The organism is Limosilactobacillus equigenerosi DSM 18793 = JCM 14505 (assembly GCF_001311375.1).
GTDB classification, from domain to species: Bacteria; Bacillota; Bacilli; order Lactobacillales; family Lactobacillaceae; genus Limosilactobacillus; species Limosilactobacillus equigenerosi.
The window spans coordinates 14610-32561 of record NZ_BBAS01000016.1 but is presented as its reverse complement, the minus strand read 5'-3'; the positions used below and the strand labels follow the sequence as shown (position 1 = coordinate 32561).

The following is a 17952-nucleotide window of genomic DNA, read 5'->3' as shown; positions in this document are numbered from 1 at the left end:
TTGCCCCATCTGACAACTTCTTAAGTATAACTCATATCCAATGCTTATGCAACACTTTTTTATGAATTATTTAACGAACAATTTCGTTAACACTTATCTGTCAGAAACAACTTTCTTATAATACCAACCCCATCCATATTCGTCAATAGATATCCATAAATTAATTTAATTATTTGAATTCCCGCCATTTTAAGGTTAACGAACTAAGTAGCACCGATACCGAACTTAATGCCATTGCCATTCCTGCTACCGCTGGAGTTAACGTCACCCCAAAACTAACCAAGCATCCTGCTGCGACCGGAATTCCAAGCAGGTTGTAAATCATCGCCCACCAAAGATTAACTTTAATTTGCGTTGCTAATGCCCGGCCTAAGTTGACCGCCAAGGGAAGCAATCGCAAATCATTGTGCAATAACACCACATCCCCTGACTGCAACGCGACGTTAACTCCTGACCCCATCACAATTCCGACATCAGCCATTGTTAATGCCGGCGCATCATTGATTCCGTCACCGACAAAAGCAACTTTTTTCCCCGTTGCTTGCAACATCATAATTTGATGGGCCTTATCTTGGGGACTTACCTCAGCTAACACCTGACTAATCGCCAACTGATTAGTAGCAACTAGTTCGTTCGCCACTGGCGCTTTATCCCCCGTTAGAATTATCCGTTCTGGGATTACAGAAGCTAGTTGTTGTAATACCCTTGGCACTTCAGGACGTAAACCGTCTGCAATCGATAAACCACCAACAATTTGATAATCAATTGCTACTAATACTGGTGTGTGTGTCATCATTGGTAAGACTTCCTTAAACGCTTGTAAATCAGCTGGCCAAGTAGCTCCCGCCATTAATTGTTCATTCCCAATTAACACTTCATGCCCAGCCACGTTTCCTTTCACCCCTTGCCCAGCAATCACTTGTACTCCAGCTACCTCATGTTTCACCGCGGTTGGATAATAATCAACAATCGCTTGCGCTAAAGGATGTTCAACCCCAGCTTCCAAACTCACCATGAAGTCCGCTACTGACGTTAAATCTCCCCAGGTTTCAACGACAACCGGCTTTCCCTCGGTTAACGTCCCCGTCTTATCAAAAACTATGGCATCTAATTTAGGCAGAGCCATCAACGCCTCTGCATTCCGAACGACTAAACCGGCCTTCGCCGCCCGACCAACACCAACTACTAACGCCGCGGGCGTCGCTAACCCAAGGGCACACGGACACGCAATCACTAACACCGCTACGGCAAATTCCAAGGCCTTGGGACCACTTACATTTAACCCTAAATACCAAATCGCGAAGGTCGCGATCGCTACCATCATCACCAGCGGTACAAATACAGCCGAAATTTTATCAACCAACGCTTGTACGGGGCTTTGACTGGTTTGCGCCTGTTTAACGAGGGCCACAATTTTAGCGAGAACCGTCTCCGCTCCAACATGGTCAACGACAATTTCTAAGTCGCCACTTACCAATTGCGTTCCGCCAATGACGCGTTCGTGAACTTGTTTCGTAACTAACTCACTTTCACCAGTTACCATCGCTTCGTTTACTTTCGCAACGCCGGCCATCACCACTCCATCAACTGGAATTACTTCGCCTTTGGCAACTAATACGTGCATACCAATTCCAACTTGCTCAATTGGTAATTCAACCACTTGGTCCCCTTGGCGCACTTGAGCCACTTTCGCTTGTAAATCCGCCAAGCCAGCTAAGGCAGCCTCCGTTTGCTTACGCATTCGTTTCTCTAACACCTGCCCAAGCAACACAAATGTCACTACAAAGGCTACACTATCAAAAAAAGACCGCCCGGTGAGTGACCATCCCCCAAATACTAGCCAAATAGGCCGTTAAAGTTCCTAATGCCACTAATGTATCCATATTGGCGTGGTGATTTAAAAAGGCGTACCAAGCACTTTTATACATTTCCCCCGCCCCAACTACGATAACTAACGTGGCACAAGCCAACGCTAACCAATCCCAAAGTGGATTCATCTCATTCGTTGTTAACATCAAGAACATTTGGATGGCCACTGGGAGCGTTAACACACTTGACCAAATCAGGCGTCGTTGAATTGACATAGTCCCTCCTTATTTAACCGTAACTTTTCCGTGGAACATATTCATCCCACAAGCCCAATTGTATTCACCAGCCTTGGTCGTATCAATCTCGACGCTTTGGGTTGATTGATACGGCAACGCTTGTTGGATCCCGAGTTCCGGAAACACCACTTCATCCAGACAACTCGAAGCGTCCAATTGATGGAAACGCAACACGGCTGGCATCCCTTGTTGCAACGTCACTTGATCCGGTGAATATCCTCCTTGCACCGTAATATCAACTACTTGTTGACCGTCAATTACTTTCGCAGCCGTCGCCGTGGTTGCATGATGGCCAAAAAACCACCACGCAATTCCGGCAATTAACACCACACAAATAATCCCAACTAGCACTGTCATTTTTAAACGCCTCCAATTTATTTTTATGTGTTTATTGTACTCGCCATTACCTTCAGAAACAAAAAAGCGCTCAATAACTGAGCACTTTTTTTTGTTTTATTTCCGATGAGCCGTTAATTTACGCGCAAATAATTTCCGTTTCTTACTTGGCGCATCATCATTTTGTGGTTGGTAAGTATCCCACGTTTGTTCACCCGTTAAAATGACCATTGGGACTAACCGATCAACCATTAATTGATCTAATTTAAGCGAACTCTTGGTTAAATTAAAGTAACTAACTTGGAACGTTAACATAACTGGGACATATAGTAAGCATAAGATGACTAACACCACCAGAATCGTTGGAACCACCCAAGCCGGCGCCCCAACTTGCGTTAAGCCAACCCCACTCTCAACGGCTAATGCTGTCAACACCGCCACTGGTAAACCAAGATAAAGTAACGCATACCCTAAGTAATTCCACATCAAACCTTGCATGTAACGCTTACTTGCCGTTACCACATGGCGCATTGATTGACCAACTAAACTAGCCCGTTGCGCACGTAGAATCAAGAGACTTTGGGAATATTGTAATTCTTTCCAAATTAACACTAAATATGTCAACGCGGTCAACGTCCATTTGATGACCATATTATTCCCCGCGAAGTTATCTAGCAGGTTAAATGGTAACGTCCACAACCACATAAACAGCCCTTGGTATAAGACCACTCGAATGACTTGGCTTTTGTTTAAATTCCCAAACATTTCCATGACAGCCTTAAAGTTAACAACTTTCGTGTGATCAGCTTGTAAATCCTGGATTGCGTATAACATCGCCGTGTTCGCACTAACACCCAACAAGTAAACAACCACCAAAAGCCCAAATAATACTAAGACCACCAGTAACATCATCATAATTGAGGGCAGGACATAAGCACCCATCCCCATCATGAGATATTGCATTGAGCTCATTAACGTCATTAACGTGTAACGACTCATCACCATCATTGCCCAGGCCATCACTAGATAGGCCACTAACAATAATAAATTAATTACGACCATGGCTAAAACTGACTTTTTATAGCCACCATTCCCGAGCGTTTCCTTCATCGTCGCCCGTAACTTTTTAAATGAAACTTGATTGTTCATATGATCCTCATTCCTAACTTATTGATGTAAGTATCATACCAAACTTACTCTCAATTACCAATTTTTTATCATTCAAGTAAAAAAAGTCGCAGCCTAGCCGCGACTTTTAAACCTAACTAACCGTTCTGATTAGTCAACTGGGTACTTGTCCTTGCTTAAGACGTTTAACTTGTCGTCAAAGTCGTAAACAACTGGTTCCCCAGTGGACATTTCGAGTCCCATGATGTCTTCATCAGAAATGTTTTCGATGTACTTGCTCAAAGCCCGAAGTGAGTTACCATGAGCGGCAATGATGATGTTCTTACCATCAAGTAACTTAGGTGCAATTTCGTCTTCCCAAAGTGGAATTACCCGTTCCAACGTTACCTTTAAGTTTTCCCCACCTGGAATCGTCCGAGGGTCAAGGTTAGCGTAACGACGATCGTTAGCAGCTGAACCTTCATCATCCGCACTCAACAATGGTGGTAAAACATCGTATGAACGACGCCAAATGTGAACTTGTTCTTCACCGTACTTTTCAGCTGCATCGGCCTTATTCTTACCTTGCAAAGCCCCGTAGTGACGTTCGTTTAAACGCCACGTCTTAAATTCTGGAACCCACATTTGGTCTGATTCTTCTAAGGCGTAGTGCAACGTCTTGATGGCCCGCTTTAAAACAGAAGTGTAGGCGTAATCAAATTCGATGCCATGTTCCTTGATGGCTTCCCCAGCTGCCTTAGCTTGGGCTACACCCTTTTCACTTAAATCAACGTCTTCCCAACCCGTAAATAGGTTAGCAAGGTTCCATTCACTTTGTCCGTGACGGATTAAAACTAACTTAGCCATGAACTAAATACCTCTTTCCTGACAATTGTCAAATTCATTAATTATTTTAAAGCATTTATCCTTAAATTTAAAGTCTTGGAACTTGATTAATCTAACCCCAACCGTTTAAAGACATCATCCACATGGCGTAAATGCCACCGATAATCAAATGCATCGTCTAATTGGGATGGTGTTAATTGTTGTTGGATTGTTGGATCAGCTTCTAACAATGGCCGGAATGGCACTTGTTGATCCCAACTTTGCGCCGTGTATGGTTGAATTAAGTCATAAGCTGCTTCACGACTCATCCCGCTTTCCACCAACTTCAATAAAACACGACCACTGTAAATTAAACCAAGCGTCTTATCCATGTTCCGTTTCATTGTTTCCGGGAAAACATCTAAGTTCTTCAGCAACCGGGTCATCCGATTCAACATGTAATCCAAGCCAATCGTCGTATCTGGTAAAATTACCCGTTCCGCACTGGAATGTGAAATGTCTCGTTCATGCCACAGACTAACATTTTCATAAGCCGTTACGACATGTCCTCGCATCACCCGGGCCATTCCCGTTAAGTTTTCCGAACTAATCGGATTCCGCTTATGCGGCATCGCTGAAGAACCCTTTTGGCCTTTGGCAAAGTGTTCTTCCACTTCATGAATTTCCGTCCGTTGTAAGGCCCGAATTTCAGTCGCGATATTTTCAATCGTCGTCGCACATAACGCCAACGTGGCAATGTATTCGGCATGTAAATCCCGTGGTAAAACTTGGGTTGAAATTGGTTGGGCCGTTAAACCAAGTTGGTCACAAACGGCCGCTTCAATTTCAGGACCGACTTCCGCAAATGTCCCCACGGCACCACTAATTTTACCCGCTTCTACGCCTTTGGCGGCATGTTCAAAGCGGTCTTGATCGCGCTTAACTTCGCTATACCACCGAGCTAACTTTAATCCAAAGGTCGTTGGTTCCGCATGCACCCCATGCGTCCGCCCCATACAAACCGTGGTCTTGAATTCACGCGCGCGGGTAGCTAATACATCAGCTAAATCAGCTAAATCTTGGCGCAAAATATCATTGGCTTGCTTCAAGCGAAGCCCTTGAGCCGTATCAACGACGTCGGTACTGGTTAAACCATAGTGAACCCACTTCTTTTCTTCCCCTAGCGTTTCGGATAACGCCCGGGTAAACGCAATCACATCATGATGCGTCGTCGCTTCAATTTCAGCAATCCGTTCAACATCAATTTTGGCATTTTGCTTTAACGCCGCAATATCAGCGGCGGGAATGACGCCAGCTTGTTGCCACGCTTCATCCACCGCTAATTCAACCGCTAACCAACTTTGATACTTATTTTCTTCTGACCAGACAGCTGCCATTGCTGGTCGCGTATAACGATCAATCATCGCTTTTATTCCTCACTTTTTAAAACATCCCGTCAATTTTACCATTATCATCAATTGTCATCTTCACGGCCGCTGGTACTTTTGGTAAGCCCGGCATCGTTAACATCGATCCCGCTAAAGCCACGATAAAACCTGCCCCTAATTTAGGAACCAGCTCCCGAATGTGGAAGACAAAATCACTTGGCGCCCCTAATTCAGCCGGGTCATCCGTCAACGAATATTGCGTTTTCGCGATACAGACTGGTAACTGATCCCAACCGTTGGCTTTAATCGTCGCCAATTGCCGTTGCGCCTTTTTACTAAATTCAACTTCCTTGGCACCGTAAATCTGACGGGCCACCGTTGTGATCTTCGCCGCCACGTCAGCGTCTAAATCATAGAGTGGCTGAAAATCATTGGCTTGTTCAGTTAATTTGACCACTGCCCGGGCTAGGTCTTGCGTCCCTTGCCCCCCTTGCGCCCAAGCATCCGTCGTAATCGCTTCAATCCCTAACGTAGCACACGCTTGCTTTACTAAGTTAATTTCCGCTTCGGTATCACTCGTAAACCGATTAATCGCCACTACTAACGGTAAATTATATTGCCGTAAATTCTTTAAATGCTTTAATAAGTTCGGCATTCCCGCCTCCAACGACGATAGATCTTCCGTCGTTAAGTCAGCGAGGGCTGCCCCACCGTTATATTTCAACGCCCGAATCGTGGCCACCACCACTACAGCGTCTGGATTGGCCCCAAGCGCGCGGGTCTTAATATCAAGGAATTTTTCGGCCCCTAAGTCAGCCCCAAAGCCCGCTTCTGTAACGGTATAATCAGCTAATTTCATTGCCGTTTGGGTCGCAATCACACTATTACAACCATGGGCAATATTGGCAAATGGGCCCCCATGAATAATCGTCGGGGTATGCGCAAGTGTTTGCACGAGATTTGGCTTAATGGCATCTTTTAAGAGAATCGTTACCACATCACCAAACCCTAATTCGCCCACCGTGACTGGCGTTTGATCGTAAGTGTAACCAACAACAATTTGATTAACCCGCCGTTTTAAATCGGCTAAATCAGTGGCTAAACATAAAATGGCCATGATTTCCGAAGCTGGCGTAATATCAAAGCCCGTTTCACGTGGAACACCTTGCATGACACCACCTAATCCTGTCACGACATTCCGTAACGCCCGGTCATTCACATCTTCCACCCGTTTCCAAATTACCCGCCGCGGATCTAATTGCAAAGTATTATCACGCATAATGTAATTATCAATTAAGGCCGCTAACGTATTATTAGCACTCGTAATGGCATGGAAGTCACCCGTAAAGTGTAAATTAATTTCTTCCATTGGGACAACTTGGCTATAACCACCACCCGTGGCCCCACCTTTCATCCCAAAGACGGGCCCCATTGATGGTTCACGCATCGCGATAATGGTTTGATGCTTTAATTGATTCAACGCATCGCCGAGTCCAACTAAGACCGTTGACTTACCTTCCCCCGCCGGCGTTGGATTAATTGAAGTTACTAAGATTAACTTACCGCTCTGGTGCTTCCGATCAGTCACCGGCAACTTAATTTTCGCCTTCGTATCCCCATAAAGTTCAATTTCGGCCGGTTGTAAACCAGTTTTGGCCGCAATTTTGGTAATCGGTTCTAACTTGGCTGCTTGGGCAATTGATAAATCGGTTGTCATTTTGCTACCTCCTGTACCGGTTTTACCGGCTTAATCCCTAAAATGTCTAAGAAAAATGTAAAGATTGGTACTCCGACCAATAGTCCCCACACGCCAAAGAAATGCTCGCCAACTAATAACACGACAAAAGTATAAAAAATTGGCAATTCTGTCCGACTGGCCATGAATTTGGGGTTTAAAACATACGCTTCAATCGCGTGAATTACCGCAATCATAATTAAAAGATAAATGATATACCGCATTCCACCCGTATTATACCCTACCATACATAACGGAACTAGTGAGATAATCACCCCCGCCACCGGCACCAAGCTTAGCCCAAACACCATAACCGATAACGCTAAAACTTGCGGCATCTGCATCACGATTAAACAAACCGCCGTAATGACCGTATTAGTAAGGGCAATAAAGAATTGCGCTTCTAAGACGACCCCAAAGGTATTAACAAATTTTGGCCAAAGAAATTCAAATCTTTAAATAGCCAGCCCGCGACTTTACTTTGCAAAAATTGGCGTGAAAAATGATTCATTTGTTCCAATTCAATGGCATAAAAGAAACTCAAGATAATTGCCATCACAAAGGAAACCGTAAAATTCCCGACCGTAGTAATCGTGTTAATACCGACAGTAAGCCAATTCCGAACTTGGGCCGTAATTTCTTTCATGCTAATGTAATGCGATAAATTCTTCGTCAACCACTGCATATCCGTGCTTTGACTATATTTGATTAAATAATCCACCATTTTGACGACTTGATTAATTAACATTGGTAAATACTTCGTCACGCCTAGGTATACCAAGATAATCAAAACTGCATACGTCACTAACGCTGTCACTATTGTCGGTAACCACGGAACTTTACGCTGAATCAACCGTAACCAATGCACAATTAAATACGTAAAAATAAACGTCAATAAAACTTCCGTCATCACCGCTCTGATTGACCACAAGAATAACATCAACGCCGCTAAGACCACTCCCCGCCGCAAAGTCGTATGTTCAATAAATCGTTGCCACGCATTTTCCATTAATTGCACGCCTCCTTTTTGACCATAAAAAAGAGTTGGTCAGCTGGAAAATAATTCCTCCTTACCAAAACTCACACCGACAAAATTAAGCAATCACCATCGAAATTAACCACACCAAAAGAAGGCCGGCTAACACCGACACGACCATTGAGCGGGTAAAATAAGCAATCACCATCACTAATAATCCTGCTAAAATGTGGCTGACATGCCCATACGCCATCATTTCCCGGCCAAACGTCTCAAAATGATCGATTACTGGCATGTACTTACTATCAAGAAAAATATCTTTAACAACTAAGGCCGTAAATAAGCTCACCGGCACATATTTCATCCATTCATTAAACCAAGCTGGTAAATCCCGACTTGTAAAAATTAATAACGGAATATACCGCGGTAAAAAAAGCCGCAATTGCCGCCATGATAATGACAAAAATATGAAAGCGGTAGTCGGTATTCACAGCGGCTACCGGTAATGATTGTTGTAATAAATTAACCATACTTAATCACTCTACTTGCTAGTTTGCTTTTCTTCAACCGTTTTACGCAATGATGATGGTCGCAAGAATTCTCGCATCAACCACGCATCTTTTAAATTCGTATGCTTGCGCCGCAAGTAATCTTCAATCATGAACCCAACTAAGGAGGCCAATAAAGTCGAGATAATCAACCCGATTGTACTCTTCGTTAACATCAAGAAGTAAATTGAAGTAACTGCTGACACCAAGCAAACTAATAATGTAATCCGCTTCCGGACTTGCATTACAATCATGTATAAGAACATTGCCGTTAACGCAAATTTAATAATTTCTAAATCAATCGTGATGGTACTACCAACTAGGGCGCCGACTAAATTCCCGCCGGCCCATGATGCTAACGCAAAATGTTCAACCATCGTAGCATCTTTAACCGTCCATTGCTTATCCGTAGCGTACTTTAAATAATTAATTGCATAATTTTCATCATTCAATGAAAAGGCAAATTTAAACACATCCCACGGTTTATCATTACGCAAATACTTAGATAAACTGGTCCCCAATAATGCGTACCGCAATTCTAAAAAGAAAATTGTTAAGAAAATGGTACTAACTGGGGCATTAGCCACCAGCAGTGAGGCTAAAATAAATTGCCCCCCACCAGAATAAACAAGAATCGAAACTAAAAACGTCATAATAAAGTTAAACCCAGCGGCGTGAAGTAAAATCCCACACGCTAAACCGATTGGGGCATAACTTAAACACAATGGCATCGCGTCACCAAGGACGGATAACCAGCGCTTTTCTGGGTTAACATGATGCGTAGCCAAAACTTTCCTCTCCTCCATTATCGAGTAAGCTGCATTTTATAAATACCAAAGTATATTTTAGCTCATTATCAATTCGTCCGTCTAGCGTTTTACGTTATTTTCCTAAGTCAAACCAACTTGGCGTCTTTTTAACCGGACTTGTCGGCGTTAACGCAATCCGCACTTGCGAACCGCTAACACTTGGAATCCCTTGATAATTAACGGTTGCAACAACTTGTTTCGTGCTGAGTGGCGCTTGATACCGCCAGCCCCACCGTTGCTTGGTCCGCCAAACTAACTTTCCTTGTGGTCGCGGTTGCCCCTTTGGTAACCATAAGGCCGCCTGCTTGGTTGCCACCGTAACCCGGCCCGGCTGGCCCTGCCAAGTTTTAATCATCGCTTGATAATGAATTGGTTGCACTCGCATCTTAGTTAATGCTTGTTGATATAGATCCTTGGTAACTTGGAAACGATTATTAGCATTTAAAACCACCGTAATTACGCGCCGACCTCTAACAATCCCCAAAGTTACTAAACACTGCCCGGCTCCCTCAGAGGTCCCCGTTTTCAGTCCCTTAATTTCGACTTGATCATTACCAATCTTGACCGTCCCTAGCAATTCATTGGTATTTTTAACCATCCGCCCTTGCCAAGCTAAACTTGGTTGCTTAGCTAATTGTACAGTCATCGCATCTTGGTTCACTACTTGCCGCGCAATTTTAGCGACACTAATAGCTGACATTTGATTTTCAGCTTGATCCGGAATGCGCGGATTTTGGTAAGCCCCCATATCACCATCCGCTAACCCAACCGGATTATATAACTGGGCGTCTTTTACTCCCACTTGGTGCGCCGTCGTTTGCATTTCCTTAGTAAAATGCGTTAAATCACCACCAGCTGCCTTCGCTAAGGTGATGGTAGCGCCATCAGCCGACTTTACCATCGCCGCGGCCGCTAATTGTTGAATTGAATACCTTTGATGGGTATCCAATGGCACGTTTGAATACAGCGGATTATGTGACAATTTAACCTCATCAGGTTGCGCCTTAACTTGCTCATCCCACCGTAATTGTTGCTTCGCTACGGCGCGTTCAACCACTAATAAAGTTAGTAATTTACTTAACGAAGCAATCGGTAGCGCTTGCTTAGCATTTTGTTGTGCAATAAGCTGGCCCGTTTGCACATCAATCATGACCGCTGCTTTGGCTTGGACGTGCGTTTGGACACTCGTTGCAGCCTGCACCGTTGATGTTGGCAACAATAAGCCTACACTGCACCAAAGTAAAATACTACCCATCCAAAATTTATGCTTTCGTTTCATCAGATACTCCTTGTTTCAATGGCAGTCGGACGGTAAACGTCGTTAAAGCTTGGTTCGACATCACACTGACCTGCCCATGATGTTTTTCCACGATACTTTGAACAATCGCCAAACCTAAGCCTGCCCCACCCGTTTGTTTCGAGCGCGAACTTTCAACCCGGTAAAAGCGTTCAAACAACCGATTAACCGAGCGAGCTGGAATTGGCACCCCGTCATTAGCGACATCAACAATGGCTTCATCATCCATCACATTCGCACTTAACTTAATTACGGTCGCACCATCACCATATTTCAACGCATTGGCGACTAAATTGCTAAAGACTCGTCCTAATTGACTCGCTTCAGCTTCAATCATTAATGGACTCAAAGTAAAGTGCGTTTGAATTTGAATTCCTTGTTTTTGCGCCGTTAACTCAAAACTAGCTGCGACTTGATCGAGTAATTGGGTTAAATCAACCGGCTGAAATTCTAACTGACGATCATTAAATTGGACTTGCGTGTACTCAAATAAATCTTCAACCATCGTTTTCATTTGTGTGGCCTTAGTATACGCAATGTTGGCAAACTCAACAATCTCTTCTTCACTGCGGTATTGATGATTTTCAATTAAGCCTAAGTAGCCAATAATACTCGTCAACGGCGTCCGTAAATCATGGCTTACATTTGTAATCAGTTCATCCTTTGATTTTTCGATTTCACGTTCTTCTTCCATCGATTTCACAGCACTATCGACTAAGGCATTGACACTCGTAATCACATCTTGTTCGCGCCCCGTTAAACTAAAATCAATCCGATGATCAAGATGGCCTTGCGCAATATAATGCAGTTCCCGAATAATATGATCTAATTGATATTGCCGTTTTCGCCGTTTCAACCGCCACACGAGCACCCAAATATCAACGACGATAAAGATTAAAACTAACACCTGGTGATACCCAACAATGCGGGTATGGACCGGACCTAAATCAAATGATTGGCGAATCACAAAGAACCCAACTTGCATTTCAGGATGGTCAAATAAAAAACCTTGGACAATCGTAAAAATAGCCAAGTTAATCAACCCAAGCATAATAACGGTTAAAATCCCCTCAAACAATAGGGAACTTTTTTTCGCGGGGAGTTAAACGTAACATCACTGATCCATCCTCTCTGTTAACTTCAAAAGAAAAGGTTGCGACCAATCACTTGCTCCCAACCTCGACTTAATTAATTCATATTTTACGCCGTTTTAACTTACCCGGCAATTTTTATTTAATGATCAACCGCTTTGTAACCAACCCCCCAAACGGTTTCAATCACTTGTTCCCCGTTGGTGGCAGCTTCAATTTTATCGCGCAAGTGGCTCACATGGACCATCACGGTTTTGGCTGAAACCACACTTTCTTGTTGCCAAACCCGCTCAAAAATATCCTCAGCACTAAAGACCCGGTTTGGATGTCGCGCTAATAACGCTAAAATTCCAAATTCAAGGGCCGTTAATTGAATTGGTTGCCCTTGCAAGGTCGTTACTTCATGCGAATCAGGCTTAATCACTAATGGTCCTAAGTTAATTTCATCCGGTTCTTGTTTCGTCACTTGATGTTCACTGCGCCGTAATAACGACTTTACCCGCGCCATGACTTCTAAGGGATTAAATGGCTTCGTGACATAATCATCCGCCCCGGTAACCAAGCCGTGAATCTTATCCATATCGGCGGTTTTGGCTGATAGGACCAAAATCGGCACATCTGAATCCTTGCGCACGGCTTTAATTACCGCCATTCCATCCAATTCCGGCATCATAATATCCAAAATCACTAAATCAATTCCCGGATCAGTACGAAGTTTCGTTAATGCTTCTTTCCCGTTATAGGCCTTCACCGCTTCATAACCTTCATTCCGGATATAAATTTCTAATAATTGGACGATTTCTGGATCATCGTCGACCATTAAAATTTTCATTTGATACCCTCCGCTCGCTTAAAATTTATCCTCATTATACCGTGTTGAAATTACAATCGGCTAGTAATCTCTCCCACCTTTAACAAATCCTAAACTTTCCCCTAAATATAATGAAGTAGTAAATAAATAATCTCTCAGTTAACATAATTTAACCTTATGAAATATCCCACAACACAGCCCGTTAATAAAAACGACAGTGATATCAATTGATATCACTGTCATTTTAAATTACTTAGTTTCGCGTGGCATTGGCCGGCCCATAAAGCCACCAACCACATTATATTTCCGCCGGAAGTACATATCACCAACAAAGGCAATCACCGCAATGACAATGTAAATCCAACCATTTAAGTGCGGGTTGTACGCTCCGTTCATAACGGCCGTTAACCCGTAAATCCCAATCCAAGCCATAAACCCGACTAAGACTAAAATTACCCGCAACCAAACTGGTAAGCCTAAGCGCTTCCCCGTTTCAGGATCCTTAGCTGGTGCCATTAACTTCGTAATCGACCCAAATAAGGCACCCCCAACAATTGAAACCAAAATAATGGCGGTAATTCCTGACGTTCCATTAATGTTGGCTGATTTTGGATCCATTAATCCCATCACCCCAAACATAATCGTAAAGATAGCCAAGAACATTAACGCATTATCAATGGCTAATAACCATGGATTCGAACTCGTCGTCCGTGATTCAGCTGGCTTCTTAGGGTTAATTAAACTTTCAGCGTAGGCCGTTGGCGTTCCCAATAAATTGGTGGCCGTTTGCCCGGTCTTTTGCGCCGTCACAATTTTTTTCAATCGTGGCCGTTAACCAAGTTTTTACTTGTTCCTCATTAACCCCTTGGCGCCGTAATTGCTTATTCAATTGCATGACATAATCATGGTTTTTGCGCGTTAATCCAGCTGCCGTTAACTGTTCTGCCAACGTCTTAACTTCAGCCTTTTGATGCTGTTGTTGTACGGCCCCGGCCGCTGCATTCCGTGGTTGTTGTTCATCCATTGTTATCCATCCTCACCTTATTCGTTAATTAGACATTAAACCGGAATTCGACGATGTCACCGTCTTGCATGACATAGTCCTTCCCTTCAACTCGTAAACGCCCGGCTTCCTTCACGGCCGCATGGGAGCCATACTTATCAAGATCAGCAAAACTCATCACTTCAGCGCGAATAAAGCCCCGTTCAAAATCAGAGTGAATAATGCCGGCAGCTTGTGGGGCTTTGGTTCCCTTCCGGTAAGTCCAAGCCCGGGTTTCCTTTCCCCCAGCTGTAAAGAACGTTTCTAATCCTAACAAGCTGTATGCTGCCCGAATCAACCGATTTAAGCCCGGTTCCTTCACGCCTTCCATTTCTAAGAAATCGGCCTTTTCGTCTTCATCCATTTCCGCGATTTCTTCTTCGGCGGCTGCCGCAATCCCGATTACATCCCCTTCTGCTTGGACATGTTCCCGAATCTTGGCAATATATTGGTTGCTTTCTGGATCCGCCATTTCATCTTCAGCCACGTTCGCAACATACAGAATTGGCTTTGTCGTTAATAAGAAGAGGCCCTTGACCACTGGCAATTCTTCATCAGTAAAGTCAATCGTCCGCGCACTTTGGCCGGCTTCTAAGACTGGCTTTAATTTTTCCAACACCGCTAATTCCGCTAAGGCATCTTTGTCACGCCCTTTGGCAGCGCGTTGGACTTTGCTTAAGCGATTATTAACAGAGTCTAAGTCAGCCATGATTAATTCTAGATTAATCGTATCAATATCAGCAATTGGGTCCACTTGCCCCGTAACATGCGTAATATCATCATCATCAAACGCCCGGACCACATGAATAATCGCATCCGTTTGCCGAATGTTTTCCAAGAACTTGTTACCAAGCCCTTCCCCTTTGCTAGCCCCCTTCACAATTCCGGCAATATCCGTAAATTCAAAGGTGGTTGGAACAATTTTTTTGGCGGGAATTAATTCATCAATCCGTGCTAACCGTTCATCCGGCACTTCGACCATCCCAACATTCGGATCAATCGTGGCAAATGGATAATTTGCCATTTCAGCTCCGGCCTTGGTGATTGCATTAAATAAAGTTGACTTTCCTACGTTGGGTAACCCAACGATCCCTGCTGTTAACGCCATTATCTAAGTTTCTCCTCTACTGTCTATCTTAATTTTCGTGGTGTTCAAGCACCTTTTTCAAGCGCTTATTAAAGTCATACCGACTCATCATAACAATATGGTCACAACCCGTGCATTGAATTTTAATGTCCGCGCCAACCCGAATAATTTCCCACCGGTTTACGCCACACGGGTGTTGCTTTTTCATCATCACAATATCATGTAATTCATATTCTTCCATGGTGTGTCCTCCTCGGTTAATCTTCGAATGTCACGCCTAGTTGGGTTAACAACCGATTCAACTCTTGGGGTGAGTGATATGGCAACATAATCGCCCCCTTCGTTAGGGGATCAGCGCCGGTTAATTTAACGCCACTGCCAAGTTGGGTTGCTAACTGATTGGTAATTTCCCGAACAAACGGGGTTTCTTTGGGTCTCGATTTTAGACGCTGACGGTCCCCTTTAGTTCGTTGATTAGGATTAACAATTTGTTCTAACTGCCGAACCGTTAATGATTCTTCAACCGCCCGCGTTGCTAATGCAATGATTTCCCGGGAATTTTTCAATCCCAATAAAGTGCGCGCCTGTCCCATCGATAATTGCTGCCGATTGACCATTACCTTCACTGAATCAGGCAACGATAATAACCGCAATGAATTCGCAATGTAGGACCGACTTTTACCAACTAACGCCGCTACTTCCTGTTGGGTTAGGGATAATTTTTCCATCAAATTATGATAACTTTGCGCTTCTTCTAACGGAGTTAAATTTTCGCGTTGAAGATTTTCAACCACCGCAATTTCCATCATTTTACGATCATCTAATTGCCGCACCACCGCCGGAATCGTTGTTTTTCCTGCCGCTTGTGAGGCTCGAAACCGGCGTTCCCCCGCGATAATCTCATAGCGATCCAGTGCTAAATCTGGTTGGCGCACGATGATCGGTTGAAATACGCCATTTTGCTGAATCGAAGCGGTTAAATCGGAGAGTGCTGCTTGATCAAAAATTCGCCGGGGTTGGTACGGATTCGGCCGAACTTGGTCTAATGGTATTTCAACCACCAACTCCGGTTGCGAATTAGTCATCTTGCACCTCGGGATTGGTTAATTTAACCGAAACCGTCATTCCATTCGCCGTTTTACGCGTCGTGACTTTCATCTCATAACCAGTCCCTTTAATTTTAGTCACCGCTTTTTTTAACGGCTTCCACCGCACTATCAACGTCGGTTACCGTTGGCGTTACTTTTTTTGCCTTAGTGGTTGGTGACTTCGGTGCCGTAACATTTTGGTCATCATCCGCCACTTGCAAGCCTAAAATTTCCCGTTGTTTTTGGGCCCGTCGTACTGATGGTAAAACTTGCCCTAAACGTTCAGCCACAGCATCTTCAGTTTCTCGCACCGTCCAGCCATTGGCTAAAATATCAGTTAACACCGCCGCTTGATCACTCGCTTTTAAATTAAGCAAGGCGCGTCCATGGCGTTCACTAATTTGCCGATTTAATACCGCTGCTTGCACCGGTTCTGACAATTGTAATAGCCGTAATTTATTAGCAATAAAGGATTGGCTCTTCCCCATCCCCTTTGCAAGCGTCCGCTGCGTCAAGTGATTTAAATCCATCAACCGGCGATAGGCTTGCGCTTCTTCTACCGCGGTCAACTCGGAGCGTTGGAGATTTTCAATCAACGCTAAGGAAGCAACTTCATCATCATCCATCGTTTCGACAATTGCCGGAACCGTTTCCCACCCCAAAAGGGTCATGGCCCGAAAACGGCGTTCCCCCGCAATAATTTCGTATTGATCATTATCAATCGCCCGGACAATCATCGGTTGCAACAACCCGTGTTCACTAATCGTTTGTGCTAATTCAGCAATCCCATCTTGATCAAAGACTTGGCGTGGTTGGTAACGATTAGGCACGATTTGTGCTAACGGTAATTTAACCACTTCATTTTTTTACATGTTCTCGTTCTTTACCTAAATTGAAAATTGAAAATGCCATCTATAACAACCCTTACTTTACATTCACTAATGGTTTCTTATTTGGAACCCCTGGTCGCCGTGGATACTTTTTCGGTGTTGCGGAAACTTTATTAATTACGTATAAATTCCGCGGTTCAACCGGCTCAGTCGGCAAACTTAACGTGGTTAAATGGTCTAATTGACCACCAAGTTTATTAATCGCCCCCGTGGCCACCTTCAGTTCATCTTCACCGGCACTCGCCTTGTAAGCAATCATTTGTCCACCAACCTTAACGGCTGGCAAACACAGTTCACTTAGCACGACCAAACGGGCCACTGCCCGTGCGGTGACCCGGTCAAATTGTTCCCGATATGAACTTTGCGCACTCCCAAACGTTTCCGCCCGATCATGAACCAACTCAACATTCGTTAAGCCAAGTTCATCACACAACGTTTGTAAAAAGTTAATCCGTTTTTGGAGTGAATCAACAATCGTCACTTTTAACTGCGGAAAAAGAATTTTCAGCGGTAATGACGGGAACCCCGCCCCCGCGCCAATATCACATAACGTTAAACTTTGCGTTTGTAAACTTTGATCAGCTAAGGCTCCGAGCGCTGAATCATAAAAATGCTTTAAATACACTTCATCGTGATCGGTAATTGCCGTCAAATTAACATGTTCATTGGTTGCAACTAGTAATTGATAATATTTTTCAAATTGCGCCATTTGCGCATTAGTCACTTCAATCCCATGACTAGCTAACGCAGCGCGAAATTCTTCCGGAGTCATTAACGCCTAAATTCCTTTCTCTCGTGAAACATCCAGTGTTTCACA

The 17952-nt window shown here is 44.0% G+C and carries 17 protein-coding genes and 3 pseudogenes; all 20 read right to left on the bottom strand.

From position 1 onward, the window contains the following. Window positions 1-169 precede the first annotated feature (169 nt). Complete coding sequence (locus JCM14505_RS07140) at window positions 170-1846, bottom strand: heavy metal translocating P-type ATPase (RefSeq protein WP_082405662.1); 1677 nt, start codon at window positions 1844-1846, stop codon at window positions 170-172. Next, a complete protein-coding gene (locus tag JCM14505_RS07135; RefSeq protein ID WP_054653699.1) occupies window positions 1797-2084 on the bottom strand; it encodes a hypothetical protein in 288 nt (95 codons plus the stop codon). Before JCM14505_RS07135 ends, JCM14505_RS07140 begins: the two co-directional genes overlap by 50 nt. Before the next feature lie 9 nt (window positions 2085-2093). Further along, window positions 2094-2462, bottom strand: a complete 369-nt coding sequence (locus JCM14505_RS07130; protein ID WP_054653697.1) for a cupredoxin domain-containing protein — start codon at window positions 2460-2462, stop codon at window positions 2094-2096. A 96-nt stretch (window positions 2463-2558) separates the two neighbouring features. Beyond that, window positions 2559-3590 carry a hypothetical protein gene (locus JCM14505_RS07125; protein ID WP_054653695.1) on the bottom strand — a complete coding sequence of 344 codons (1032 nt, stop codon included), beginning with the start codon at window positions 3588-3590 and terminating at the stop codon, window positions 2559-2561. A gap of 129 nt (window positions 3591-3719) precedes the next feature. Continuing rightward, window positions 3720-4415: a 2,3-diphosphoglycerate-dependent phosphoglycerate mutase gene (locus JCM14505_RS07120; protein ID WP_054653693.1), complete on the bottom strand. Its 696-nt coding sequence runs from the start codon at window positions 4413-4415 to the stop codon at window positions 3720-3722. An 86-nt stretch (window positions 4416-4501) separates the two neighbouring features. After that, window positions 4502-5797: an adenylosuccinate lyase gene (gene purB / locus JCM14505_RS07115; RefSeq protein WP_054653692.1), complete on the bottom strand. Its 1296-nt coding sequence runs from the start codon at window positions 5795-5797 to the stop codon at window positions 4502-4504. A 19-nt stretch (window positions 5798-5816) separates the two neighbouring features. Further along, complete coding sequence (locus tag JCM14505_RS07110; RefSeq protein ID WP_054653690.1) at window positions 5817-7478, bottom strand: formate--tetrahydrofolate ligase; 1662 nt, start codon at window positions 7476-7478, stop codon at window positions 5817-5819. Then, window positions 7475-8505, bottom strand: a pseudogene (locus JCM14505_RS07105) (AI-2E family transporter). The gene JCM14505_RS07110 and the pseudogene JCM14505_RS07105 overlap by 4 nt, the downstream one beginning before the upstream one ends. Before the next feature lie 85 nt (window positions 8506-8590). After that, window positions 8591-9002 (bottom strand): annotated as a pseudogene (locus tag JCM14505_RS07100) (AzlD domain-containing protein). 11 nt (window positions 9003-9013) lie between these two features. Continuing rightward, window positions 9014-9808: an AzlC family ABC transporter permease gene (locus tag JCM14505_RS07095; RefSeq protein WP_156249861.1), complete on the bottom strand. Its 795-nt coding sequence runs from the start codon at window positions 9806-9808 to the stop codon at window positions 9014-9016. A 94-nt stretch (window positions 9809-9902) separates the two neighbouring features. Further along, on the bottom strand, window positions 9903-11108 hold the full coding sequence (locus tag JCM14505_RS07090; RefSeq protein ID WP_054653686.1) for a D-alanyl-D-alanine carboxypeptidase family protein: 1206 nt from the start codon (window positions 11106-11108) through the stop codon (window positions 9903-9905). Then, complete coding sequence (locus tag JCM14505_RS07085) at window positions 11092-12177, bottom strand: sensor histidine kinase (RefSeq protein ID WP_054653683.1); 1086 nt, start codon at window positions 12175-12177, stop codon at window positions 11092-11094. Before JCM14505_RS07085 ends, JCM14505_RS07090 begins: the two co-directional genes overlap by 17 nt. 182 nt (window positions 12178-12359) lie before the next feature. After that, window positions 12360-13049 (bottom strand): response regulator transcription factor, encoded by a 690-nt coding sequence (locus tag JCM14505_RS07080; RefSeq protein ID WP_054653682.1) that lies wholly within the window; start codon window positions 13047-13049, stop codon window positions 12360-12362. Window positions 13050-13277: 228 nt separating this feature from the next. Beyond that, window positions 13278-13838: a DUF1129 family protein gene (locus JCM14505_RS07075; RefSeq protein WP_263848973.1), complete on the bottom strand. Its 561-nt coding sequence runs from the start codon at window positions 13836-13838 to the stop codon at window positions 13278-13280. Further along, entirely contained in the window at window positions 13774-14052 is a 279-nt protein-coding gene (locus tag JCM14505_RS10125; protein ID WP_054653678.1) for a DUF1129 family protein, read from the bottom strand. The genes JCM14505_RS07075 and JCM14505_RS10125 overlap by 65 nt, the downstream gene beginning before the upstream one ends. Window positions 14053-14080: 28 nt before the next feature. Beyond that, the gene (gene ychF / locus JCM14505_RS07065; protein WP_054653676.1) at window positions 14081-15178 is read right to left on the bottom strand and encodes a redox-regulated ATPase YchF; all 1098 of its coding nucleotides are present in this window, start codon (window positions 15176-15178) and stop codon (window positions 14081-14083) included. A 28-nt stretch (window positions 15179-15206) separates the two neighbouring features. Continuing rightward, window positions 15207-15398, bottom strand: coding sequence for a DUF951 domain-containing protein (locus tag JCM14505_RS07060; protein WP_054653674.1), 192 nt, complete (start codon window positions 15396-15398; stop codon window positions 15207-15209). Between the two features lie 16 nt (window positions 15399-15414). After that, window positions 15415-16242, bottom strand: a complete 828-nt coding sequence (locus JCM14505_RS07055; protein ID WP_054653672.1) for a ParB/RepB/Spo0J family partition protein — start codon at window positions 16240-16242, stop codon at window positions 15415-15417. Further along, window positions 16235-17157 (bottom strand): annotated as a pseudogene (locus tag JCM14505_RS07050) (ParB/RepB/Spo0J family partition protein). The gene JCM14505_RS07055 and the pseudogene JCM14505_RS07050 overlap by 8 nt, the downstream one beginning before the upstream one ends. A gap of 12 nt (window positions 17158-17169) precedes the next feature. After that, on the bottom strand, window positions 17170-17907 hold the full coding sequence (rsmG, locus tag JCM14505_RS07045) for a 16S rRNA (guanine(527)-N(7))-methyltransferase RsmG (protein WP_054653670.1): 738 nt from the start codon (window positions 17905-17907) through the stop codon (window positions 17170-17172). Window positions 17908-17952 lie beyond the last annotated feature (45 nt).